The 22,520-nt window shown below is 65.4% G+C and carries 22 protein-coding genes; 16 read left to right on the forward strand and 6 right to left on the reverse strand.

The window, feature by feature from the left end; translation table 11 throughout:
• The first annotated feature begins 36 nt into the window (after positions 1-36).
• The 8 genes from VGR99_RS13960 (at position 37) to aat (ending at position 7,443) form a co-directional block, all read left to right on the forward strand.
• On the forward strand, positions 37-828 hold the full coding sequence (locus tag VGR99_RS13960; protein ID WP_326898957.1) for a DUF1236 domain-containing protein: 792 nt from the start codon (positions 37-39) through the stop codon (positions 826-828).
• Positions 829-1,085: 257 nt separating this feature from the next.
• Positions 1,086-1,553 (forward strand): type II 3-dehydroquinate dehydratase, encoded by a 468-nt coding sequence (aroQ, locus tag VGR99_RS13965; RefSeq protein ID WP_326898958.1) that lies wholly within the window; start codon positions 1,086-1,088, stop codon positions 1,551-1,553.
• A 35-nt stretch (positions 1,554-1,588) separates the two neighbouring features.
• Entirely contained in the window at positions 1,589-2,083 is a 495-nt protein-coding gene (gene accB, locus VGR99_RS13970) for an acetyl-CoA carboxylase biotin carboxyl carrier protein (RefSeq protein WP_326898959.1), read from the forward strand.
• 82 nt (positions 2,084-2,165) lie between these two features.
• Positions 2,166-3,524, forward strand: a complete 1,359-nt coding sequence (accC, locus tag VGR99_RS13975) for an acetyl-CoA carboxylase biotin carboxylase subunit (RefSeq protein WP_326898960.1) — start codon at positions 2,166-2,168, stop codon at positions 3,522-3,524.
• Between the two features lie 118 nt (positions 3,525-3,642).
• A complete protein-coding gene (locus VGR99_RS13980) occupies positions 3,643-5,160 on the forward strand; it encodes a sensor histidine kinase (RefSeq protein ID WP_326898961.1) in 1,518 nt (505 codons plus the stop codon).
• On the forward strand, positions 5,157-5,597 hold the full coding sequence (locus VGR99_RS13985) for a response regulator (protein WP_326898962.1): 441 nt from the start codon (positions 5,157-5,159) through the stop codon (positions 5,595-5,597). Before VGR99_RS13980 ends, VGR99_RS13985 begins: the two co-directional genes overlap by 4 nt.
• Positions 5,594-6,709, forward strand: coding sequence for a histidine kinase dimerization/phosphoacceptor domain -containing protein (locus VGR99_RS13990; RefSeq protein ID WP_326898963.1), 1,116 nt, complete (start codon positions 5,594-5,596; stop codon positions 6,707-6,709). The genes VGR99_RS13985 and VGR99_RS13990 overlap by 4 nt, the downstream gene beginning before the upstream one ends.
• Before the next feature lie 47 nt (positions 6,710-6,756).
• Complete coding sequence (aat, locus tag VGR99_RS13995; RefSeq protein WP_326898964.1) at positions 6,757-7,443, forward strand: leucyl/phenylalanyl-tRNA--protein transferase; 687 nt, start codon at positions 6,757-6,759, stop codon at positions 7,441-7,443.
• Here the strand turns inward: aat and VGR99_RS14000 are convergent.
• Positions 7,440-8,483 (reverse strand): DUF2155 domain-containing protein, encoded by a 1,044-nt coding sequence (locus tag VGR99_RS14000; RefSeq protein ID WP_326898965.1) that lies wholly within the window; start codon positions 8,481-8,483, stop codon positions 7,440-7,442. The two genes, aat and VGR99_RS14000, sit on opposite strands and share 4 nt — an antisense overlap.
• A gap of 206 nt (positions 8,484-8,689) precedes the next feature.
• Between VGR99_RS14000 and VGR99_RS14005 the strand changes: the two genes are divergently transcribed.
• Both VGR99_RS14005 and VGR99_RS14010 read left to right on the forward strand, forming a co-directional pair.
• A complete protein-coding gene (locus tag VGR99_RS14005; RefSeq protein ID WP_326898966.1) occupies positions 8,690-9,637 on the forward strand; it encodes an alpha/beta hydrolase in 948 nt (315 codons plus the stop codon).
• Between the two features lie 122 nt (positions 9,638-9,759).
• Entirely contained in the window at positions 9,760-10,767 is a 1,008-nt protein-coding gene (locus VGR99_RS14010) for a Na+-dependent transporter (protein WP_326898967.1), read from the forward strand.
• A 17-nt stretch (positions 10,768-10,784) separates the two neighbouring features.
• On the opposite strand, the gene VGR99_RS14015 is transcribed toward VGR99_RS14010, so the two are convergent.
• Both VGR99_RS14015 and VGR99_RS14020 read right to left on the reverse strand, forming a co-directional pair.
• The gene (locus VGR99_RS14015) at positions 10,785-11,570 is read right to left on the reverse strand and encodes a methyltransferase domain-containing protein (RefSeq protein ID WP_326898968.1); all 786 of its coding nucleotides are present in this window, start codon (positions 11,568-11,570) and stop codon (positions 10,785-10,787) included.
• A 93-nt stretch (positions 11,571-11,663) separates the two neighbouring features.
• Positions 11,664-13,223 (reverse strand): winged helix-turn-helix domain-containing tetratricopeptide repeat protein, encoded by a 1,560-nt coding sequence (locus VGR99_RS14020; protein WP_326898969.1) that lies wholly within the window; start codon positions 13,221-13,223, stop codon positions 11,664-11,666.
• A 159-nt stretch (positions 13,224-13,382) separates the two neighbouring features.
• Here VGR99_RS14020 and VGR99_RS14025 point away from each other — a divergent pair, with 159 nt between their 5' ends.
• On the forward strand, positions 13,383-13,613 hold the full coding sequence (locus tag VGR99_RS14025) for a DUF1127 domain-containing protein (protein ID WP_326898970.1): 231 nt from the start codon (positions 13,383-13,385) through the stop codon (positions 13,611-13,613).
• Between the two features lie 9 nt (positions 13,614-13,622).
• On the opposite strand, the gene VGR99_RS14030 is transcribed toward VGR99_RS14025, so the two are convergent.
• Positions 13,623-14,561, reverse strand: a complete 939-nt coding sequence (locus VGR99_RS14030) for a GlxA family transcriptional regulator (protein ID WP_326898971.1) — start codon at positions 14,559-14,561, stop codon at positions 13,623-13,625.
• A gap of 92 nt (positions 14,562-14,653) precedes the next feature.
• Here VGR99_RS14030 and VGR99_RS14035 point away from each other — a divergent pair, with 92 nt between their 5' ends.
• Together VGR99_RS14035 and VGR99_RS14040 are read left to right on the forward strand one after the other, a co-directional pair.
• Complete coding sequence (locus tag VGR99_RS14035; protein WP_326898972.1) at positions 14,654-15,340, forward strand: DJ-1/PfpI family protein; 687 nt, start codon at positions 14,654-14,656, stop codon at positions 15,338-15,340.
• Between the two features lie 275 nt (positions 15,341-15,615).
• Complete coding sequence (locus VGR99_RS14040; protein WP_326898973.1) at positions 15,616-16,269, forward strand: glutathione S-transferase; 654 nt, start codon at positions 15,616-15,618, stop codon at positions 16,267-16,269.
• A 610-nt stretch (positions 16,270-16,879) separates the two neighbouring features.
• Here VGR99_RS14040 and VGR99_RS14045 read toward each other — a convergent pair.
• Positions 16,880-17,287 (reverse strand): NADH:ubiquinone oxidoreductase subunit NDUFA12, encoded by a 408-nt coding sequence (locus VGR99_RS14045; RefSeq protein ID WP_326898974.1) that lies wholly within the window; start codon positions 17,285-17,287, stop codon positions 16,880-16,882.
• A 235-nt stretch (positions 17,288-17,522) separates the two neighbouring features.
• On the opposite strand from VGR99_RS14045, the gene VGR99_RS14050 reads away from it, so the two are divergent.
• From VGR99_RS14050 to VGR99_RS14060, 3 genes are all read left to right on the forward strand, one after another.
• Positions 17,523-18,149, forward strand: coding sequence for a BA14K family protein (locus VGR99_RS14050; protein WP_326898975.1), 627 nt, complete (start codon positions 17,523-17,525; stop codon positions 18,147-18,149).
• Between the two features lie 217 nt (positions 18,150-18,366).
• Positions 18,367-18,780 carry a response regulator gene (locus VGR99_RS14055; RefSeq protein ID WP_326898976.1) on the forward strand — a complete coding sequence of 138 codons (414 nt, stop codon included), beginning with the start codon at positions 18,367-18,369 and terminating at the stop codon, positions 18,778-18,780.
• The gene (locus VGR99_RS14060) at positions 18,777-21,017 is read left to right on the forward strand and encodes a CHASE3 domain-containing protein (protein WP_326898978.1); all 2,241 of its coding nucleotides are present in this window, start codon (positions 18,777-18,779) and stop codon (positions 21,015-21,017) included. The genes VGR99_RS14055 and VGR99_RS14060 overlap by 4 nt, the downstream gene beginning before the upstream one ends.
• A 104-nt stretch (positions 21,018-21,121) precedes the next feature.
• Here VGR99_RS14060 and VGR99_RS14065 read toward each other — a convergent pair whose 3' ends face one another.
• Positions 21,122-22,018 (reverse strand): DMT family transporter, encoded by an 897-nt coding sequence (locus tag VGR99_RS14065; RefSeq protein WP_326898980.1) that lies wholly within the window; start codon positions 22,016-22,018, stop codon positions 21,122-21,124.
• Positions 22,019-22,520 lie beyond the last annotated feature (502 nt).

A 22,520-nucleotide genomic window follows, 5' to 3' on the forward strand; every position in this document is an offset into this window, starting at 1 on the left:
GGCAATGACGCAAAGAAACACGTGAGGAGAATATAGATGTCGAACCGCTTTATGATCTCGGTTGCCGCACTCGCGCTCGTGGCGGGCACCGGTCTGGCGAACGCACAAGGCAATATGAACCGCGACAGCGGCAGCGCCGGTGGCGCGCAGATGCAGCACTCGCAGCCCCAGGGCGGCGCGGCTGAGCGCGGCGCGATGGGCAAGGAAGCCGCTCCCGAGAAGGGCACGGTCGGCCAGTCCGGCGGCGCCATGAAGTCCGGCGGAGCGGCCGAGGAGAAGTCGTCCGGCGCGATGGAAAAGTCCGGCGGGATGGACAAGTCCGGCGCGATGAATAAGAACGCGGCTGACGAGAAGGCCGGCGCAGCGAAGGGCGAGCACGCCCAGGGCATGCAGGACAAGTCCGCACAGGACAAGTCGAAGAGCACGATGGACAAGTCCCAGATGGACAAGTCCAAAAGCACGGAGACCGACACCAAGAGCGGCAACATGAACGCCCAGACCAAGGGCGCGGACAGCAAGGCGGCCGACACCAAGTCGCAGACCACGACGGGCACCGCTTCCGCCACAGCGACCGCCGCGCCCCCCGCCGAGAAGCGGAGCGAGATCTCGACGGCGATCAAGTCGACCAAGATCGAGGAGACCACGAACGTCAACTTCAACATCGCGGTCGGCACCGCGGTCCCGGCGTCGGTCCGCTTCCATCCGCTGCCGCCCCGGATCGTCGAGATCTACCCGGAGTGGCGTGGCTATGAAGTGATCTTCGTCCACGGCCAGTACGTGATCGTCCGTCCGCAGACCCGCGAGATCGTGTACATCATCGAAGGCTAAGCTGCTTCGCTGACTGCCAAACGAGCCCTTGCCGAGAGATCGGCAGGGGCTTTTGGCCTATGGACAGGCCTCCCCCGCGCGTCCGGGCGGCCAGCCATCCTTCGGACTGGTTAACAAGCGATTTCCGTAGTTTCCGCACAGGTTTTTGCGCACTGGATGAGGTACCTGAACCACCCCCGGAGGCCCTTCGAGGCTTCCCCTGACGCGCTTTGTTACCTATAACCCCGCCACGCCGAAGCACCTCTTCCGGGATTGGAATGGCCGAACCTGCAACCGACACGATCCTCGTCCTCAACGGGCCGAACCTCAACATGCTGGGGACGCGCGAGCCTGAGAAGTATGGTCACGCGACACTGGCCGACGTCGAGGCGCTGTGCCGGGAGACCGCGGCGACGTACGGCCTCAAGGCCGATTGCCGCCAGTCCAACCGCGAAGGCGAGCTGATCGACTTCATCCACGAAGCGCATGCGCGCAAGATGAAGGGCATCATCATCAACGCCGGCGGCTATTCGCACACCTCGATCGCGCTGCACGACGCGCTGCTCGCGGTGCAGATCCCGACCGTCGAAGTGCACGTCACCAACATCCACGCCCGCGAGAGTTTTCGACACCACTCCTACACCGCACGCGCGGCCTTCGCCTCGCTCTGCGGTTTCGGCATCGAAGGCTACCGCCTCGCCATCCAGGGCCTTGCCGCCAAGCTTGCCATCAAGCCCAAAGCCTGACGCTCCCCTTCAACAGAACATTCGGATCAGACAACATGGCGCGCCAGCCAGACGACAAAGCAGCCGCAAAGTTTTCCAGCGAGGATTCCGCACTCGTTCGCGAGCTCGCCCTCCTGCTCGATGAGACCAGCCTCACCGAGATCGAGATCGAGCGCGCCGGCCTGCGCCTGCGCGTCGCGCGCAACATCAGCGTCGCTGCGACCATGCCGATGCCGGTCGCGGCCGCTTCCGTCGCCCTGCCTGCGGCCGTCGCCGCTGCCGCGCCCGCCGCGGCCGCTGCCGATTTGTCGAAGCATCCGGGCGCGGTGACCTCGCCGATGGTCGGCACCGCCTATTGGGCGCCGGAGCCCGGCGCAAAGCCGTTCATCGAGGTCGGCAGCAAGGTCTCGGTCGGCCAGACGCTGCTGATCATCGAAGCCATGAAGACCATGAACCAGATCCCTTCGCCGCGCGCCGGCACGGTGACGCAGATCCTGGTCGAAGACGGCCAGCCGGTCGAGTACGGCGAGCCGCTCGTCATCATTGAATAAGCGAGTGGCGAATGGCGAATAGCGAATGGTGCCTGTCCTGCCATTCGCCACTCGCTACTCCCTATTCGCCCGCCGAGGCACCATGTTCGACAAGATCCTCATAGCCAATCGCGGCGAGATCGCCCTTCGCATCCTGCGCGCCTGCAAGGAGCTCGGGATCGCGACCGTTGCCGTGCACTCCACCGCCGACGCCGACGCCATGCATGTGCGCCTGTCGGACGAGAGCGTCTGCATCGGGCCGCCGGCGTCCAAGGACAGCTATCTCAACGTGCCCGCGCTGCTCGCGGCCTGCGAGATCACCGGCGCCGACGCCGTGCATCCCGGCTACGGCTTTCTCTCGGAGAACGCGCGCTTCGCGGAAATCCTCTCCGAGCACAATCTGCATTTCATCGGCCCCAAGGCCGAGCACATCCGCCTGATGGGCGACAAGATCGAGGCCAAGAAGACCGCCAAGAAGCTCGGCATCCCCGTGGTGCCCGGCTCCGACGGCGCGGTCGGCCCCGACGATGACGCGATGGCGATCGCCAGGAAGATCGGCTTCCCCGTGCTGGTGAAGGCGGCAGCCGGCGGCGGCGGCCGCGGCATGAAGGTCGCCCAGAGCGAGGCCGACCTCCAGCTCGCGCTGTCGACGGCGGCCAATGAGGCCAAGTCGGCCTTCGGCGATGCCTCGGTCTATCTGGAAAAATATCTCCAGAAGCCGCGCCACATCGAGATCCAGATCCTCGGCGACGGCCGCGGCGGCGCGATCCATCTCGGCGAGCGCGATTGCTCGCTGCAGCGCCGCCACCAGAAGGTCTGGGAGGAAGGCCCCTCGCCCGTGCTGGCTGCCGCTGCGCGCGCCAAGATCGGCGAGACCTGTGCGAAAGCGATGCGCGAGATGAAATATCTCGGCGTCGGCACCATCGAATTCCTGTTCGAGGACGGCGAGTTCTACTTCATCGAGATGAACACCCGCATCCAGGTCGAGCATCCCGTCACCGAGAGCATCACCGACATCGACCTCGTGCTGGAGCAGATCCGCATCGCCGCCGGCGGCGAGCTGCCGGCCAAGCAGAGCGAGGTGCAGATCATCGGCCACGCCATCGAGTGCCGCATCAACGCCGAGAACCCGCAGACCTTCCGCCCCTCGCCGGGCCGCATCACGCAATACCACCCGCCCGGCGGCCTCGGCGTACGCATCGATTCCGCGGTCTATCAGGGCTACCAGATCCCGCCTTATTACGACTCGCTGGTCGGCAAGCTGATCGTGCACGGAAAGACCCGCGCCGAATGCCTGATGCGGCTGCGCCGCGCGCTGGACGAGATGGTGGTGGAAGGCATCGAGACCACGCTGCCGCTGTTCCGCGACCTGGTCCGCCAGGACGACATCATCAACGGCGACTACCACATCCACTGGCTGGAACAGTATCTGGCCGGCAAGGCGGAACCTGCCGCGAAATAATCCAATCGCCCCATGGAACCCTTTGGCCCCAATCGCGTTCTCGACCCTGGGGTTAGTTCCAAGGGGCCGTTTTGAACTCCAAGAAGCCTGATACGAAGCCTGACAAGGCGGATCCGTCGTGACGGTCGAGGCGCAGCGGCGGCGCGCATTCTGGCAGATCCTGCTGCTCGCGGCGGGGCTTCTGGTGCTGACCGTGATCAGCGCCGGCTCGGTCTATCTGGTCAACAAGGCGCGCGACGACAACAAATGGGTGGTTCACACCATCGAGGTGGAGAACCAGCTCAATGCCCTGCTGCTGGAGATTCGTCGCGCCGAGAGCGGTCTGCGCGGCTACCTTCTGACCCAGGGCGACAACTTCAAGGCCGACCACGACAAGGCGGTCGCCGCGATCATTCCCGCGCTGGACCGGGTGACCCGCCTGAGCGTTGACAATCCGACGCAACGCGAGGGCACCGAAAAGCTCAGCGCGGCGATCGAGACCCGGCTGGGCCAGTTCTCCCGGGAAACGGACTTCGTCCGGAAGGGCCAGGTCGACAAGGCCACAGCCCTGATGAATGAGGCCGCCGCGGCCAATACCACCGCCGCGATCGGCAGTGTGGCAAACGCGATGATCCAGGAGGAGGAACGTCTGTTCCGGCTCCGGTCGACCAACGCCGATCGCAGCCAGACCCTCGCCGCATCGATGACGGGCATCGGCTCCGGCCTGGTCGTCCTGCTCGCCATGATCTCGATCTGGCTGGTGCGGCGCTCGGCGCAGGCGCGCGACGACGCCGAGGCGCGGCTGCGCGATGCCAACGTCAATCTGGAATCCGTCGTCGACGAGCGCACGGCGGACCTGCGCGAGGCCAACAACGAGATCCAGCGCTTTGCCTATATCGTGAGCCACGATCTGCGCTCGCCGCTCGTCAACATCATGGGATTCACCAGCGAGCTCGAAGAGCTCGGCGGCGATATCTTCCGACGCATCGGCGGCCTCACCCACGTTCCGGCCGACGGCCCGCCGCTGCCCGCTGGCGAGGTCTCGCTCGAAGGCCCCGACAAGCAGCTTTCAGCGGATTTCTCCGAGGCGCTCGGCTTCATCAAATCGTCGATCGCCAAGATGGACCGGCTGATCTCGGCCATCCTCAACCTCACCCGTGAGGGGCGGCGCGAGTTCCAGCCGGAAAAAATCGAGACGCGCGACTTCGTCGAGGCGATCGTGTCGACGCTGGCGCATCAGGCGGCCGAAGCGCAGGCCGAGATCCACATCGAGCCGCTGCCCAATATCGTCAGCGACCGCCTTGCGCTGGAGCAGATCTTCTCCAATCTGATCGACAACGCGATTAAGTATCTGAAGAACGGGGTCCCCGGCGAGATCAGAATTCGCGGGCGCACCAAGCTAGGCTACGCTATCTTCGAAATCAGCGATAACGGCCGCGGTATCGATCCCAAGGATCATCAGCGGATTTTCGACCTGTTCCGTCGTGCGGGAACCCAGGACAAGCCCGGACAGGGCATCGGTCTTGCGCATGTACGTGCACTTGTGCGCCGCCTCGGCGGCACCATGTCGGTATCGTCGGAACTGAACACGGGCAGCGCCTTCACCATCACGCTGCCCATTGCCTGGAACACCAGCAACCGGAACGCAGATCGATGACCCAGCCTGTCAGCATCATCATGATCGAGGACGACGAGGGACATGCGCGACTGATCGAGCGCAACATCCGCAGGTCCGGCGTCAACAACGAAATCATCTCCTTCGCCAACGGCACCGACGCGATCAAGCACCTGTTCGGCGCCGACGGCAGCGGTCTCGTCCAGAAGGGCAATGCGCTGCTGATCCTGCTCGACCTCAACCTGCCCGACATGACGGGGATCGACATCCTCAAGCAGATCAAGGAGAACAAATACCTGAAGGCTTCGCCCGTGGTGGTGCTGACCACCACCGACGACAGCCAGGAAATCAAGCGCTGCTACGAGCTCGGCTGCAACGTCTACATCACCAAGCCCGTCAATTACGAGAATTTCGCCAACGCCATCCGGCAGCTCGGGCTGTTCTTCTCGGTCATCCAGGTCCCGCCTGCCGCCACATGAACCAGACAACGCCGACGCTGCTCTACATCGACGACGACGACGCGCTTGCGCGCCTGGTCGACCGCGGCCTGACGCGGCGCGGCTACAAGGTCATTCATGCCGCGAGTGGCGAGGAAGGCCTCGAGCACATCCGCCGTGCTTGCGCCCAAAGCAGCACCGAAGGCGGCATCGATGTCGTTGCGCTCGACCAGTACATGCCGGGGCTCGATGGCCTGGAGACGCTCGAGCAGATCATGGCGATCCCGGGCGCGCCTCCGGTCGTGTTCGTCACGGCCTCGCAGGATTCCAGCATCGCGGTCACCGCGCTGAAGGCGGGCGCGGCCGATTATCTGGTCAAGGACGTCAAGGGCGACTTCATCCCCCTGCTCCACGTCGCCGCCGACGGCGCGCTGCGCCAGGCCGAATTGCAGAAAGCGCGCGAGGAAGCCGAGGCCGAGATCCATGCCTCGCGCGACCGCTATGCGGCGCTGGCCGCCGAGCGCGAGCTGTTGCTGCGCGAGGTCAACCACCGCGTCGGCAACTCGCTCCAGATCATCGCCTCGCTGTTGCATCTTCAGGCAAGCTCGGCCGGGCAGGACGAGGTCAAGGCCGCGCTGACCAACGCCATGGGCCGCGTTGCCGCCGTCGCGCAGGTGCATCGCCGCCTCTACACCTCGCAGGACCTCAAGAGCGTGGTGCTGAACCAGTATCTGGACTCGCTGCTGGAGGACCTCAGGCGGTCGGCCGAAGGTAACCGGATGTCGCGCCTGACGCTGAAGGCCGAACCGATCGAGATCGACCCGGACCGCGCGGTCGCCGTCGGCATCATCGTCAACGAGCTGGTGATGAACGCGGTGAAATACGCCTATCCCGACGGCGCCGGTCCCATCCATGTCGAGCTGACCTCGCAGGGCGAGGATCTGCAACTGTCGATCGCCGACGACGGCGTCGGCGACAACGTCAAGGCCGATCCGCGCTCCACCGGCATGGGCCAGCGCATCGTCGCGGCGATGGCCACCAAGCTCGATGCCACCGTCGAGCGCGACCCCGCCCATGACGGAACCCGCGTCATCCTGAGGTTCCGGCGTTTGCCCTCGGCGCCCAAGGCCAACAACGCCGCCGCCGCGAGCTGATCCGCGCCGCCATCGCAACCGCGATCCAATCCTGCTATTGTCGCATCATGACTTCGCGCGACTCCGCTTCGTCTGAGATCACACCGGCCGTGCTGTTGCGCGCCTATGCCTGCGGCATCTTCCCGATGGCCGAGAGCGCCGACGATCCGACCCTTTTCTGGGTCGAGCCGGAATTGCGCGGCGTGATCCCGCTCGAGGGCTTTCGCGTCGCCTCGCGACTCGCGCGTACGGTGCGTTCGGACACGTTTCGCGTCACCGTCAACACCGCGTTCAAGGCCACGATCGCCGGCTGCGCCGCGCCGCAGGAAGGGCGCGAGGACACCTGGATCAACAAGCGCATCCGCGACCTCTATGGCGGCCTCTACGAGCTCGGCCATTGCCACAGCGTCGAAGCCTGGCAGGGCGACGACCTCGTCGGCGGTCTCTACGGCGTGAGCCTAGGACGCGCCTTCTTCGGCGAGAGCATGTTTCACACCGCGCGCGATGCCTCGAAGGTCGCGCTGGTGCATCTGGTCGCGCGGCTGATCCATGGCGGCTTCGAGCTGCTCGACACGCAATATGTCACCGAGCATCTGAAGAGCTTCGGCGCGGTCGAGATTTCGCGGCGGCGCTACACCGCGCTGCTCGACAAGGCGCTCGCCGGCGATCCCGGCGATTTCCTGCGGCTCTCGCCCGGCGATGCGATCCCGGGCGCGCGCGCGCTCGAGATCATCGCCTCACGGCCACGAGGCTAGCGGCTGCCGAAGCCGGGGAAGCCGAACAGACCGCGCTGCTCCTGCGGCTGCGGAGGCGGCGGTGCAGGCTGCGCTTGCGGCGGTGGCGGCAGAGGCTGCGGCGGACGCTGCTGCACGGCCTGCTTGGGCGCTGCCTTCTTCTGCGCGGGAGGTGGCGGCGGAGGCGCGGGCTTGTTCGCCGGATCGGGCGCAGCTGTCGCGATGGTCTGCTGCGGCTCTTTGCAGTCGGTGAGCCAGATGTCGTAGATCGGATGCTCGACGCCGTGCAGGCCGGGGCTTGCCGCGTACATCCATCCCGAGAAGATCCGCTTCACCTCGCCCTGCAGGGTGATCTCGTCGACCTCGACGAAGGCGTCGGTGTTGGCGGCTTCCGTCGCCGGCCGCGTGTAGCAGGCGTCGGTCTTGACCCTGAGCGCGCCGAACTGGACGGTCTCGCCGATTTCCTCGTCGAAATTGATGATGCGCCCGGTGATCTTGTCGAGGCCGGAGAACGTCGCCTTCTTGTTCACGATCTTCTGGGCCGGCGGCTCGGTCACGACCTCGTCGCCCGGCTGCAGGCTCGCCGGCGTCTGCGGCACAGGGCCACCCGGCGCGCCCTTCTGCTGCGGCTGGCGCTGACCAGGGGCGCCCGGCGGGACGGCTCCCGGTGCATTGGGCGGAGCGACCGCCACGGAGGGCGGCGGCGCGACCGGGGAGCCCGGCGGCGGCGCCAACGGCTGGCTCTCGACCGGTCCCGGCATCACGTTACCCTGCCGTCCCTGCGGAGGCGGGGCCATCGGGCGCGACGGCAGCACGCGGCCCTGCGGCGGCAGCGCGGGCACTTCCTCGTCGTCGTCATCCTGAGGCGGCGGCTGCGGCTGGCCGCGCGGAATCGCGCCCGGCGGCCGCGGCGGCGGATCCGAGAAGATCGTGCCGATCTGCGCCTGCGCCGGCGTCGCAACCGTCAGCGCGGTGGCGGCCAGCAGCGCCGCAAGGCCTGTCAGGGTAAAGGTTTTAAACATATCGCGCGGCTTCAACAGCGAATCGGGCTTGTTGCACATTCTACAGGGGATACCGCCGCTCGCAGGCCATCCGGTTAACACGCCGAATACGGCGGGGAAAGGGCGGCATCCCAGCCCTGCCCGCCGCCTGCTGGCCAGAGCCGCCCCCGGATGGGATAGTCCGAACAGCTCTCCCCAGGCCGAAACGGGCATTTCCCCGATAACCGACGTCCGCCCCTCACCAGAAACCGCAAGGCCGCTCCGCCATGCCCGTTGTGCTCGATCCCGACGCCGCCGCCGTCTACAAGGCGTTCCTGGAGGCCGCCCGCCCCGCCTACGAGACCCTGACGGCGCCGGAGGCGCGCGCCTCCTACGCGCAGGCCCGCTTTGCCACCAACCCCGAACCGCCCGAGCTTGCCCGCGTCGCACCGCTTTCGATCCCGGCGCCGCACGGGACGATCCCGGCCCGGCTCTATGTGCCGAAACAGCCGCGCCTGAAGAACGGCGTCTCGCCGGCCCTGGTGTTCTTCCACGGCGGCGGCTGGGTGATCGGCGATCTTGAATCCCACGACGTCGTCTGCCGCCAGCTCGCGGTCGAAGGCGCCATGATCGTGATCGCGGTCGACTACCGCCTCGCCCCCGAGCACAAATTTCCCGCCGCCGTCGATGACGCTATTGCGGCGACCAAATGGATTGCCGCGAACGCGCGCGCGCTCGGCATCGACGCCTCGCGCCTTGTGATCGGCGGCGACAGCGCCGGCGGCAATCTCGCCGCGGTCGTCGCGCTCTCCGCGCGCGATGGCGACGGCCCCGCGATCGCGGGCCAGGTGCTGATCTACCCCGCGACCGATTTCGCCATGACGCACGGCTCGCACAGCGAGCCCGAGACCAGCGTGCTGCTGACGCATTCGGTGATCCGCTGGTTTCGCGACCATTACCTCAGCGGCGCCGCCGACATCCACGACTGGCGCGCCTCGCCGGCGCGCGCGCAAAGCCTGGCCGGCCTGCCGCCGGCCTATGTGCTCACCGCCGGCGCCGATCCGCTGCGCGATGAAGGTAGTGAATATGCTGCGCGCCTGAAGCAGGCCGGCGTGCCCGTCACGTACAAGCACTTCCCCGGCCAGTTCCACGGGTTCGTCACCATGGGCAAGCTGCTCCGACAGGCCGATATAGCGATCAGCGAGATCGGCGCATGGTTGAAGGGATTGGGATAGTCCCGTAGCCCGGATGAGCGATAGCGACATCCGGGTCCGCTCTCGCCTTCAATGACACCTTCAATGATACCTGCCCCGGATATCGCTTCGCTCATCCGGGCTACGCACCAACGCTCACGACCATGCTGTCCATCCTCAAAACCGTCTTCGCCATTCCCTTGCGCGCCCTGACATGGCTCGGCGACCAGGGCACGCGCGCCGTGGCGGCGATCGCCTTCATCGCGGTTGCGGTGCCGCCGCTCGGCGCATTGCTGCGCCCCTACGTCACCGAGGCGATCCTCTGCCTGCTCTGCATCTCCTTCATGCGGGTCGATCTCGTCGCGCTCTATGGCCATCTCCGCCGGCCGGCGCTGATCGCGAGCGCAACGGCCTGGACCACGATCGCCGTGCCGCTGATCGTCGGCCTGCTCGCCCATGCGACCGGGCTCGACACCAGCTCGCCCGGCCTCTTCCTCGCGCTGATGCTCCAGGGCATGGCCTCGCCGATGATGGCAGCACCCGCGCTCGCCGCGCTGATCGGCCTCGATGCCACGCTGCCGCTGGTCACGCTGGTCACCGCCACCGCGCTGGTGCCGTTCACGGCTTCGCTGTTCGCCAGCCTGTTTCTCGGCGGCATGCTCAGCATCTCCCCGCTCGTGCTCGGCACCAAGCTCCTCGCCATCCTCGCGATCTCGCTGATCGGTGCGACCGCGATCCGCTGGATGTTCGGCGCCAAAGCGATCCAGCGCCACAAGCGGCCGATCGACGGCTTCAACATCCTTATCCTGCTGGTGTTCGCATCCGCCGTGATGGGCGACGTCGCGCACGACTTCGTCGCCGATCCGCTGTTCACGATCGGCGTCGCGCTGCTCGCCTTCGCGGTCTATTTCGCGCTGCTCACTGTCACGACACTGATCTTCCGCCGTGCCGGCTATGAGCGCGCCTTCGCGGTCGGCCTGATGGTGTCACAGCGCAATCTCGGCCTGATGCTGGCCGCGACCGCGGGCGCGCTGCCGGCCACGACCTGGCTCTATTTCGCGCTGACGCAGTTTCCGATTCACCTTGCGCCCTATCTGCTGACGCCGATCGCGCGGCGATTCACGGCGCGCGCAGAGGCGTCCGGCGCGGCGGCCGCAAACAGCACGAGCTAGGGGCGCTCTCAGAGAAGTTATTCAGCAGGTTTCGACGCACTGAAGATATAGCGGCAGGTGCTGAAGAAATATTGGCCCGCTCCGGTCAAGCGCTCGAACTCGCTGTGCCAGGCGTTGAGATCGTCGGCCGAAACGTCGTTCCTGCGGCCGACGAAGCCCCGAACTCCCTGCGCCAATCCCTTGCTGTAGGTATCGTCATCATACCGCAAATTCAGGATCGGAAAGACGGACGCTCCATCCAGATGAAATCCCGCATTGATCAGTCTGGAGGCCATCGACCGCGGGAGCCGCGGATGGGCACAATGTGCTTCCCATGATTTCATGACCGAGGCCATACGCTCCCGGTTTTCAGAATGCCACACCACGGCATCCCAATCGGTTGCGACAAAAATCGTCCGTCCGCCCGGCTTCAGGACGCGAAATGATTCCATGAGGACTCGGTCGACGTCCGGGACGTACTCGGCGACCTGAGTGCACACGACGACGTCAAACGATGCATCGGACTGGCCCAGTTCCGTCGCGTTGCCGATGGCATATGAAATCCACTCCGAAGCCTTCTGCCGGTTGCAGACGGCGATCAGGTCGGTCGACACATCGATGCCGACGACAGCACCGTCAGGCCCGACGAGCTGCGCCATGCTTTCACAGAGATAGCCCGGACCGCATCCAATATCGAGAACGCGCTCGCCGGCGGACAGATTGAGCTGCCGGATCGTCTCGGCGCGCTGGGCCTTCACATCGCTGGTGAGATAAAGTCTCTGGAGCCGCTTGGCGTTCTCATTGCTGTACTCCATCCCGCTCATCGTCGCTGCCTCCGTCGAGTGGCAAGTTACAGTCCCTACCCCGCCCGCGCCGCGCGCCGGAGCGCCTGCGAAAACCTGACCGACATTGAAGAGTTACTCGGGCAACCCCGCTTTGCGAAGTCCCTCGATCAATCGTTTCGCCTTTGCCTGCCCACCTCGGGCGATATAAGTGGAGATGGTAAAGGCAGGGTCGTGCTCGAGCACACCAGCCGCTGCCTCGCGTGCCTCCGCGTCCAGACCGAGGTAGGCGAACGCGCATGCCAAACACCGGTATGACGCAGCATGAGCAGCATTCTGACGAACGGCTTTCTTCGCGGCCGCGATTGCCTCGTCAAAGCGACCGAGCTCAATAAGGGCCATCGCCATTCCAATGAACGACCGATGAAGTAGCGGATCAATCGGGCTTACGCGGATGGCGCGCTCAAAGCTGCTGATCGCCTCCTCATACAGGCCCGCAATCCGGTACACCCAACCTCTGCCATGCCACGCCTCAAACGCATTCGGGTTGATTGTGACCGCGCGATCCGCCATCTCGATCTCGCTCTCGGAATCACCGACCATGAAGGCTGACACGGTGGCAGCATAGGCCAACGTTACGGTATCGCTGTCGTCTATACTCAGGGCCAGACGAAACAGGCGAATCGCCTCTTTACGATCCAATTGCGGATCGACGGAGAAGCCCATGGTCACGGTGAGCGTGTGGCACAGGCTTGCCAAGGCCGCGGCGATGCCGAATCGAGGATCCAGCTCCAACGCACTGTGAGTGAGCTTTATCGCCTCGGCGAGCCCTTCGCGGGTTGAGGCGTAAAACTGCGGCAGAGCCCGAAGATAAAAATCGTAGGCTGTGAGATTCTCCAGTGGTCGTCGCGTTGCGATCGCAATTTCCGTTTGAAGCAATTTCGGCTCGATGGCCGAGACGACGGCGACCGCGACCTCATCCTGGAGCGCGAACACGTCCGTCAAGTCACGCTCGAACCTGTCGGCCCAGATGTGCGCGCCTGTCACCGCATCGATCAACTGCCCCGCGATGCGAACCTTGCCGGAGGACTTGCGCACTGACCCCTCAAGAACATAGCGCACGCCAAGGCTGCGCCCGACTTCCTTGATATCGACCGCCTTGCCCTTGAACGTGAAGCTCGAGTTTCGAGCGATGACAAACAACCATTTGAACCGCGAAAGCGCCGTGGTGATCTCTTCGACCATACCGTCGGCAAAGTACTGCTGCTCGGGATCGCCGCTCATATTCTCGAACGGCAATACGGCGATCGAGGGCTTGTCGGGCAGCGCAAGCGAAGGCTTTGGCGAATCTACGTGGCCGGAAGCCCCCGCGACGGCAGGCGGGAGGTCCTCCTGGACCACGCCGACGAAACGAAAGCCCTTTCGCGGCAACGTCTTGATGAGGCGCTGTTCCTCGCCAGAATCGCCAATCGCGTTTCGAGCCGCATTGAGACGGGTGGTCAGTGCGACGTCGGACACGATACGTCCATTCCAGATGACAGTTACAAGGTCGTCCTTACTGACGACACGCCCCCTGTTGCGGATCAGGTAGTCGAGCAGATCGAAAACCTGCGGTGCGGTCGGGACGACACGGGATCCACGACGGAGTTCGCATCGGTCGGTGTCGAGAGCGTAGTCCTCGAAGAAATAGCGCACGCTACTGCTCCTTGGTCACCTCACAGATTGCCTGATGCGCTCCAGCTCCCTTGGGAGCCGCAAGAATAAGCTGCCGGTAAGCAAAATGTAAGCCGATTATAAAGCGCCGCCTGCGGCGTCCTGACATTCTTGCCTGGTCGCATACCAGGGAGAGTTCTGATGGCTACAACCTACGATGTGTCCTCGCCGAGACAGACCTTCGTGCCGGTTCGACCTGGGCTGGGCCCGCTCGCCAATTGCTACGCCGCTCTTCGTGAATGGCGCGAACGTCGACGATTACGAGCAAGGCTGTCGGAACTGAGCGACATGGCGCTCCACGACATCGGTATCTCGCGCGGCGAGATCGACTACATCGCTGCGAACCGGGATGTCGATCCGCGAGGCGTCTGATCGGCCGCCCTACCCCGCCCGCGCCGCGCGCCGCAGCGCCTGCGGCGGCTGGCCGAAGGCGCGGATGAAGGCGCGCCGCATGCGTTCGGGGTCGCGAAATCCCGTCGTCTCCGCAACGAGCTCGATCGCCTCGCGCGAGGACTGCACGCGCTCGCGTGCGACTTCGAGCCGCAACCGCTCGATCGCCTTGGACGGTGTCGTGCCGGTCTCGGCAGCGAACGCGCGGGCGAAATGCCGTGCGCTCATCCCGGCGCGATCGGCGAGATCCTCCACGGTCAGCGGCGCGTCGAGATTTTCGCGCGCCCAGGATAAGAGCTCACTGAAGCGGCCGTTCGGCGTCTTCAGCTCCAGCAGCGAGGAGAATTGCGACTGGCCGCCGCTGCGGCGGTGGTAGAGCACGAGCTGCCGCGCGGTCGCCTGCGCGATCTCCTCGCCATGGTCCTCGGTGACCATCGCGAGCGCAAGGTCGATGCCCGCCGTGATCCCCGCGGAGGTCCACACATTGCCGTCGCGGGTGAAGATCTGGTCCGGCTCGAACTTCACTTGCGGATAGCGCGCAACGAAATCGCGCGTCCGTCCCCAATGGGTGGTGGCGCGGCGGCCGTCGAGCAGGCCGGCTTCGGCGAGCACATAGGCGCCCGAGCAGACGCTCGCGACCCGCACGCCGCGCCTGGCCAGCCTCTGCACGAAAGCGCGCGTGGCCTCGCAGCGCGCGGCGTCCGCAACGCCGGCACCGCCCGCGATGACCAGCGTCGTGAGCGCATTCGCCGACTTGAAATCGCGCGCCATCATCTCGACGCCCGAGGAGCTGCGCACGAGGCCCGCCTGCGCCGCCAGCACGCGGAGCACCAGCGGCTTGCCGCTCGCACGTGCCGCGATCTCGAACACCGAGATGGGACCGGCCGCGTCGAGCAACTGGAAATCCGGGAAGATCAGGATGCCGATCATGGGTTATGTCCGAAAGTGAGGGAATTACGCCATTTTGGACAGCAGGGCATCATGCCAGTTTGCGCCCGTCAAGCTCTTCATTGGAGGTTCTCATGTCGGCACCGCTCCAGATCGGAATTCTGGTGTTTCCGCGCGTCACCCAGCTCGACTTCACCGGCCCGCTGCAGGTGTTCTCCATGCTTCCCGACGCAAAACTGCACCTGATCTGGAAGCGGATCGAACCGGTGCCGAGCGATTCCGTCATGGCGCTGACGCCGACGACGAATTTTGCGGACTGCCCGCAACTGGACGTGATCTGCGTGCCCGGCGGCGGCGGCACCAACGATTTGCTCAACGATGAGGAGGTGCTCGGCTTCCTGCGCAGGCAGGCTGAAGGCGCAAGCTACGTCACTTCGGTCTGCACGGGATCGCTGGCGCTCGGCGCCGCCGGCCTCTTGAAGGGCTACCGCGCCGCCACCCATTGGAGCGCGATGGAGATGCTGAGCCAGTTCGGCGCAACGCCGACCAAGACCCGGGTCTGCGTCGACCGCAACCGCATCACCGGCGGCGGCGTCACCGCCGGCATCGATTTCGCCCTGACGCTGGTGTCGATCCTGCGCGACCGCACCACGGCCGAAGCGATCCAGCTCCAGATGGAATACAACCCCGCCCCGCCCTTCAATTCAGGCTCGCCCGACACCGCGCCGGCCGAGGTGCTGGCGTTGCTGAAGGAGCGCGGCGCACAGAACCAGGCGCGGCGACTGGAGGCGGTCAAGCGCGCGGCTGAGCGGGTGAACTAGCTTCCGTTCTCGTGTCCCGGACGCGCTGCAGCGTGCAACGCTGCTGCGCAGAGCCGGGACCCAGAATGCCACACGGATCGCTGCAGCGTGGGCCCCGGCTCAGCAGCGCATCACTGCGTGCTGCGCCGCGTCCGGGGCACGAGACCGGAGTTTGGCGCAAGCTCCATCGGCATCATCCGGAACGATGTTGCTGACACGACGCTGTCAGGAGCCTGTCGCGACAATCCGAACCGCGACCGTCCACTTCCCGGTCGCGCGCACGGAAGGACCTGACCATGGCGCGATACCGGCTGCACTGCGTCGGAGCTTCGGGCAATTCCTTCAAGGTCGCGCTCTTTCTCAACTGCGCGGGGCTGGACTGGGAGCCGGTCGGTGTCGACTTCGCGGGAGGTGAGACCCGCAAGCCCCACTGGCGGGCCGCAACCAACGTCATGGGCGAGGTCCCGGTCCTCGAAGCCGATGGCCGGCAGATGAGCCAGTCGGGCGCGATCCTGCTGTGGCTCGCCGAGACTCACGGCGTATTCGTTCCGACACGCGAGGACGGATTCGAGGCGATGCGCTGGCTGCTGTTCGACAACCACAAATTCACATCGAGCTTTGCCCAGCACCGGTTTCAGCGCTGCTTCATGCCGGAGCCTGCTCATCCCGCCGTGCTCGCGTACTTGCGGGCGCGGACCGAAAGCGCATTCTCGATCGTCGAGCGACATCTCACGGGCCGCCACTTCATGCTGGGCGACCGGCCGACGATCGTCGATTTCTCGCTGCTGGGCTATTTGTACTATCCAACGGAGGAGACGGGCTTCGATCTCGCGGCGGCCTTCCCGGCCATCGACGCCTGGCGCCGGCGTATCGCCGAGTTGCCGGGCTGGAAGCCGCCTTATGAGATGATGCCGGTCGGCAACTCACCGCCGCTCCATCTGTATCTCTGAGTGGGAAAGCGCTGACCTGCAGCAGCATTCGTCGCTCTCCTGTCCCGGACGCGCTGCAGCGTGCAACGCTGCTGCGCAGAGCCGGGACCCAGAATGCCACGCGGATAGCTGCAGCATGGGCCCCGGCTCTGCGGCGCAACACTTCGTGCTGCGCCGCGTCCGGGACACAAAACTCCACCCCAACAGAAAAAGGCCGCTCGGTTTCCCAAGCGGCCTTTCCTGTCTTACGGCGGCTGCACATTCACATCGGGCGATTTCGGAGCTTCCAGACCGGGGGCCTATCTCCCGATCGAGTCCTTGTCGGCGGCCGCTGCATTTCGGGACAGTCGCGAACTGTTGCCCGAACCGAACGCGATGGTCTCCCATCTCCGTAAGATGGGATCATTGAGCCGCATCGTCCGTGTCGGTGCAACGCCCGCGCAAGCGCCATCCCCGCTGTTCCCGTTGTTCACAGCGGCATGAAGCGGATGCCTGTGCATCCAGTCGAACGAAGAAGAAGCGCGGGGCGGCTAAAGCGCGATGAGATTTGGATCAAACATCATCGCGCTTTAGGTTATTGTTTGAGCATGATCTTTTCGGAAAACCGCTGCGCACTTTTCCGGATCATGCTTTAGCCAGGGGTCCAGGGCTGGTAGTCGCCGGTCGCCTTGGGACGCTTGCCGCTGGCGAGCGTCGAGCCGGAGGGCCGCCAGGCCTTCGCCGTGCCGGTCAGGTTCGGCTGGTGCGGCTTTTCCCACTCGCGGGGCTGGTAGTTGATCTCGGTCGGCGGGGTGTCGACGACGTGATGGATCCAGCCGTGCCATTCCGGCGGGATCCGGCTTGCTTCCGCATAGCCGTTGTAAATCACCCAGCGCCGCTGAAAGCCGAGCGTCGGATCGATCGCTCCGCCGCGGGTGCGATAATAGAGGTTGCCCTGCTCGTCCTGGCCGACCAGCTCGCCATAGCGCTTGGTCCAGAGCTGGGTGCCAAACGTCTGACCACTCCACCAGGTGAAAAACTTGAGGAAGAATTGTTTCATTGCGGCAAGGGCCCTGCTTCGTCGGGTCCTGATGCCATCCGGACGGCAAAATGTCCAGTTCGCCGGGGGCAGCCGTCCCCGCCGCAAAATGCGTGACCGCCGCAAATCGGACGCGATCCGTTCATGCCGGGTACAGCGGACGCGTGAAAATCTGCCCGCACACGCGCACAGCCGCGTGAACCCAGGAACCACAGCCCTTTCAAGGGGTTTGCTTCCGGGAATAAGGAGTTTGAACATGAACACTATGAGAGTTCTGGGCGCAGCCGCGGCGTTGGCATTGATTCTTCCCTTGGCGACGCCGAGCTTCGCGCAGGGCCGTGGCGGACACGGTGGCGGCGGCGGAGCCCATTTTGGCGGTGGCGGCGGCGCTCATTTCGGCGGTGGTGGTCCGCGCATGGGCGGCGGTGGATTCGGTGGCGGCCCGCGGTTCGCTGGCGGTGGCGCTGGTTTCGCGGCGGGCGCGGCGGTGCGTCCTGGTGGCGGTAGCTTCGCCGGCGCGACGGTTCGTCCCGGTGGCGGCGCTGCCTTCACAGGCGGCGGTCGCAACTTCGCAGCCGCGGGCAACAACTGGCGTGGCGGCAACAACTGGCATGGCGGTGGCTGGCATCGCCGTGGCGGCTTCTGGCCGGGCGTCGCGGCAGGCGCCGCGATCGGCGGCCTCGGCTCGTATGCTTACTACGGCGGCGGCTACTACGATGATCCCTACTCCTATGGCGACAGCTACTATGACGAACCGTCAGTGGCGGTTGTGCCCGACAGCGGCGGCGATTCCTCCGCCTACTGCGCGCAGCGCTACAGGTCGTACGACCCGGCCTCGGGCACCTATCTCGGCTATGATGGCCAGCGTCATCCCTGCCCGTAAGCAGATCGACGCAACGCTTGAACGAAAGGCGCCGCAGCGATGCGGCGCCTTTTTCGCGCGCACCGTGCGCGTTGCTTGCGGCGTTCTGTACAAGTTGAAGCAATCGGACCTCTATTCACCGCACCGTGCATATCTACCCTGATCCAATCCAAAATTGACCCGGCCCACGATTCGCGGATATCACCAATGCGGGGACTTCGATCTACTGGGAAATGTCATGCCGCGTATCCTCGTGGTAGATGACGATCCGATGGTCGGTGCGACCATCGAGGTCCTCCTCCAACGTCAGGGCTTCGACGTCACGCTGGCTGACGGCGGTGAAACGGGGCTTGCCGCGCTGGAAGCGCAGTCTTTTGATGTGATGCTGGTCGACATCTTCATGCCGCACATGCGCGGCTTCGAATCCATCCGCATCTTTCACGAGCGCGCGCCCGCGATCCCGCTGATCGCAATGTCCGGCTACGCCTTCGCCTCCTCCGCCTCGCCCACACCCGACTTCCTGCGCATGGCGCTGGAGCTCGGCGCGACGCGCTGCCTGCGCAAGCCATTCACGCCGGATGCGCTGCTGACCACGATCCGGGAATGCCTCGGCGAGGCCGCACTGCCCAAGGACAAGAAAGAAGCCCCTTGATCCCCACGCAGCGCGTCATTCTCGGTGCCGGACTTGCCATCCTCCTGATCATCACCGCAGCCTCGATCGGCCTCGACGTGAAATCGCGGTCCGACACGATTTGGGTCAATCACACCGTCCAGGTGCTGAAGAAGATCTCGGATCTGCGCGTGCTGCTGCGCCGCGCCGAAAGCGCCGCGCGCGGTTACGAGATCTACCGGGAGCCGAGCTTCCGCGACGAATTCCAGGCGGTGCAGGCCCAGATCGCGCCGGCCCTCGCCGATCTCAAGCGGAATTTGCGCGATAATCCCGATCAGGTCGCGCTGATGGAGGGCACCGAGCCGCTGGTGCTGCGCCGGATCGAGATCGCCGCCGAGGCGATCCGCCTGCGCACGGCCAATGACCAGGCCGGCGTGACCGCGCTCCAGGGCAAGGGCGAGGGCCGCGGCCTGATGGATACGGTGATGGCCGATCTCGACCGTTTGAGCACGGAGGAAGAACGATTGCTCAGCGCGCGCTCGCAGGATTCGCGCCGCACCGGCATCGTGCTGCTCGGCATCGACGTCGCCGGCGCGCTGGTGATCCTGCTGCTGGTCGTGATGGTGATGCGCGAGAGCCAGCGGGCCCAGGTGGCGCTCAAGAGCACGCTGCTGGAGACCACGGCGGAGAAGCATCAGCTCGAGGCGGCGGTGGCCGAACGCACCCAGCATCTCGTCGATGCCCATGACGAGTTGCGCCTGTCGGTCAACGTGCTGCAGAGCACCTTTCACAGCATGGCGGAAGCGGTTCTGGTCATCGATGCCGACGGCACCGTGCTGCTGTCCAATCCGGCCGCCGAGCGGATGCTGCTGCATCGAACCGGCATGAACCTCGGCAATCTGCGCGCGCTGTCGGAGGTCTATCACGGCGACGGCGTCACGCCGATGAAGGCCGACGAGCTGCCGTCGGTGCGCGTGCTGCGCGGCGAGCACTTCGAAGAGCTGGAGATGATCGTCCGCCCGCACAGCGACAATTCACCGCGTCATCTCATGATCAGCGGCCGGCCGATGCGGGACGGGCAAGGCGGCATCTCGGGCGCGGTGCTGGTCTATCACGATGCCACCACCTCGCGCGAGACCGAGCGGCTGCTGCACCAGTCGCAGAAGCTCGACGCGATCGGCCAGCTCACCGGCGGCGTCGCGCACGATTTCAACAACATGCTCACCGTCATCTCCGGCAACACGGAGACGCTGGTGGCGAGCCTGAAGCAGCAGCCGGAGCTGCAGCGCGTGGCGCGCCTGATCGACGATGCCGCCGAGCGCTGCGCCGAGCTGATCCAGCATCTGCTCGCCTTCGCGCGAAGGCAGCCGCTGCAGCCGCGCAATGTCGATATCAACGGCGCGATCACCGATATCGCAAAGCTCTTGCGCCCCACCCTCGGCGAGCAGATCCAGATCGAGACCGTGCTGGAACAGGGACCGATGGCCTCGCACATCGACCCGTCCCGGCTCACCAATGCCGTGCTCAACATGGCGATCAACGCGCGCGATGCCATGCCGAACGGCGGCAAGCTGCTGCTGGAGACCCACCGCGTGGTGCTGGACGAGGCCTATGCGCAGGCCAATGCCGAGGTTCGGCCGGGCCCCTACGTGATGCTCGCGGTCAGCGACACCGGCACCGGCATGCCGCAGGACGTCCAGGAGAAGGCGTTCGAGCCGTTCTTCACCACCAAGGAGGTCGGCAAGGGCTCGGGCCTCGGCCTCTCCATGGTCTACGGCTTCGTCAAGCAGTCCGGCGGCCACATCAAGATCTACAGCGAGGAAGGCCACGGCACCACGATCAAGCTCTATCTGCCGCCGGGCGAAGGCGCGACTGAACTGGCGCCGGCCGCAACAGTGCAGGCCGAAGGCGGCGCCGAGACGATTTTCGTGGTCGAGGACGATTCCCTGGTCCGCAACTTCGTCACCGCGCAGCTCCAGAGCCTCGGCTACAACACGGTTGCCGCCGCCGACAGCCGCGCCGCGCTGCAATTGATCGAGGCCGGCCAGGCGTTCGACCTGCTCTTCACCGACGTCGTCATCCCCGGCGGCATGAGCGGGCGCGAGCTCGCCGACAAGGTGGCGGCGCTCCGCCCCGGACTGAAGGTGCTCTACACCTCCGGCTACACCGACAATGCCATCGTCCATCACGGCAAGCTCGACGACGGCGTGCTGCTGCTGACGAAACCGTACCGCCGCAACCAGCTCGCCGAGATGATCCGGAAGGCGCTTGCGGGCTGAGATCGTAGAGACGGTAGGATGGGTAGAGCGCAGCGAAACCCATCAATGAATGTATGGCGACGATGATGGGTTTCGCTGCGCTCTACCCATCCTACATTCACGCTTCAGCGCGTCGCCAGCACCACCGCTGCCAGCGTGAAGATCAGCGACGCGATCTGTCCCGGCCCGAGCGGCTCTCCAAGCGCCAGCGCGGACGCGACCACGCCAATCACAGGCACCGCCATGGTCCCGATCGCGGCGACGGAGGCCGGCAGGCGCGCCAGCGCCGCGAACCAGCTGACATAGGCGATGCAGAACTGCACCACGGTCGAATAGACCAGCAGCCACCAGCCGACCGTCGTCACCCTGTCCAGATGCGTGGTCTCGACCAAGAGGCCGATGATCGAGATCGGCAGGCAGCCGATCCCGATCTGCCAGGCCGCGGCTGTGATCGGCGGCAGATGGATCGGGTACTTCTTCGAGAACACCGTGCCGACGGCAAAGCCGAACGCGCCGCATAGCGCCATGATGATCCCCGGCAGCTTCTCCACGCTCGCGGCAATTCCGTTGCCGCCCATGATCGAGGCAAGGCCGACAAAGGCCATCACCAGCCCCAGGGTGCGCAGCACGGTCGGCCGCTCGCCCAGCACCGGCCAGGCGATGATCGAGGCCCAGACCGGCATGGTGTAGGCGATCAGCGCCGCCTCGCTCGCCGGCAGCCAGAGCAGCGCCAGCCCCATCAGCACCATCCAGCCGGTGACGTTGAGCATGGCCGCCGTGAACAGGCGCGGCCAGATCTGGGGGGCGACCTTCAGGCTATCCCTGCGAACCAGAGCGAGCGCGGCCAGCAGCACCGCGCCGAGCACGCCGGTCACCCCGCGCAGGGTGAGCGGCGGCAGCTCGCCGATCAGGAACTTCGTCACCGGCCAGTTGAAACCCCAGCCGATCGAGGTGATGGCGAGGAACATCAGGCCGGCCGGGGCGATGCGCGGCCGCGCATCCCGGCGAGTCGAATCAAGCATGTCGGCAGTCCGGCGAAATCAGGGGCAGCTTGGCGCGGATTCGGGCAGCCGACCACCACCTCGGCGGGCATGCCTGCCCTCAGCTTCCGTACCGCTACGTGAGTCCCGCCGACGCAATCCCGTTGCTCAAAAAAATAGCTGCCCTGTGAACAGCGGGATGAAGGCTCCCTATCGTCACCGGACGCGAATTTTTTCAGTTGGGAATCCCTGAGGACTCACTGATACTTGGCTCAACAACAGGTGTGGGCTTGCCCCCTGTTATCCCCCGCAATCCACCATATTTAGTATTTGATTCAGGAACTCGCACTAGTTCTTGACGGGCGCAACGGAGAGTCCTAGCTTTCGGTCCGTTCGGCGCGAGTGAGTTTGCGTCCCGCCGGCACTCCCCCAAAGGGTCTCGCAAATCGTCACTCCGCCAGCCAGCCAAAGGTAGCGGGATGAGGGCTTGTCTGCCCGCGAAACGCGGACTTTTCGGGCGCCAGAACGGGCCGGCAACAGGCTC

The sequence above is a fragment of the Bradyrhizobium sp. genome (genome assembly GCF_035935975.1).
Lineage (GTDB): Bacteria > Pseudomonadota > Alphaproteobacteria > Rhizobiales > Xanthobacteraceae > Bradyrhizobium.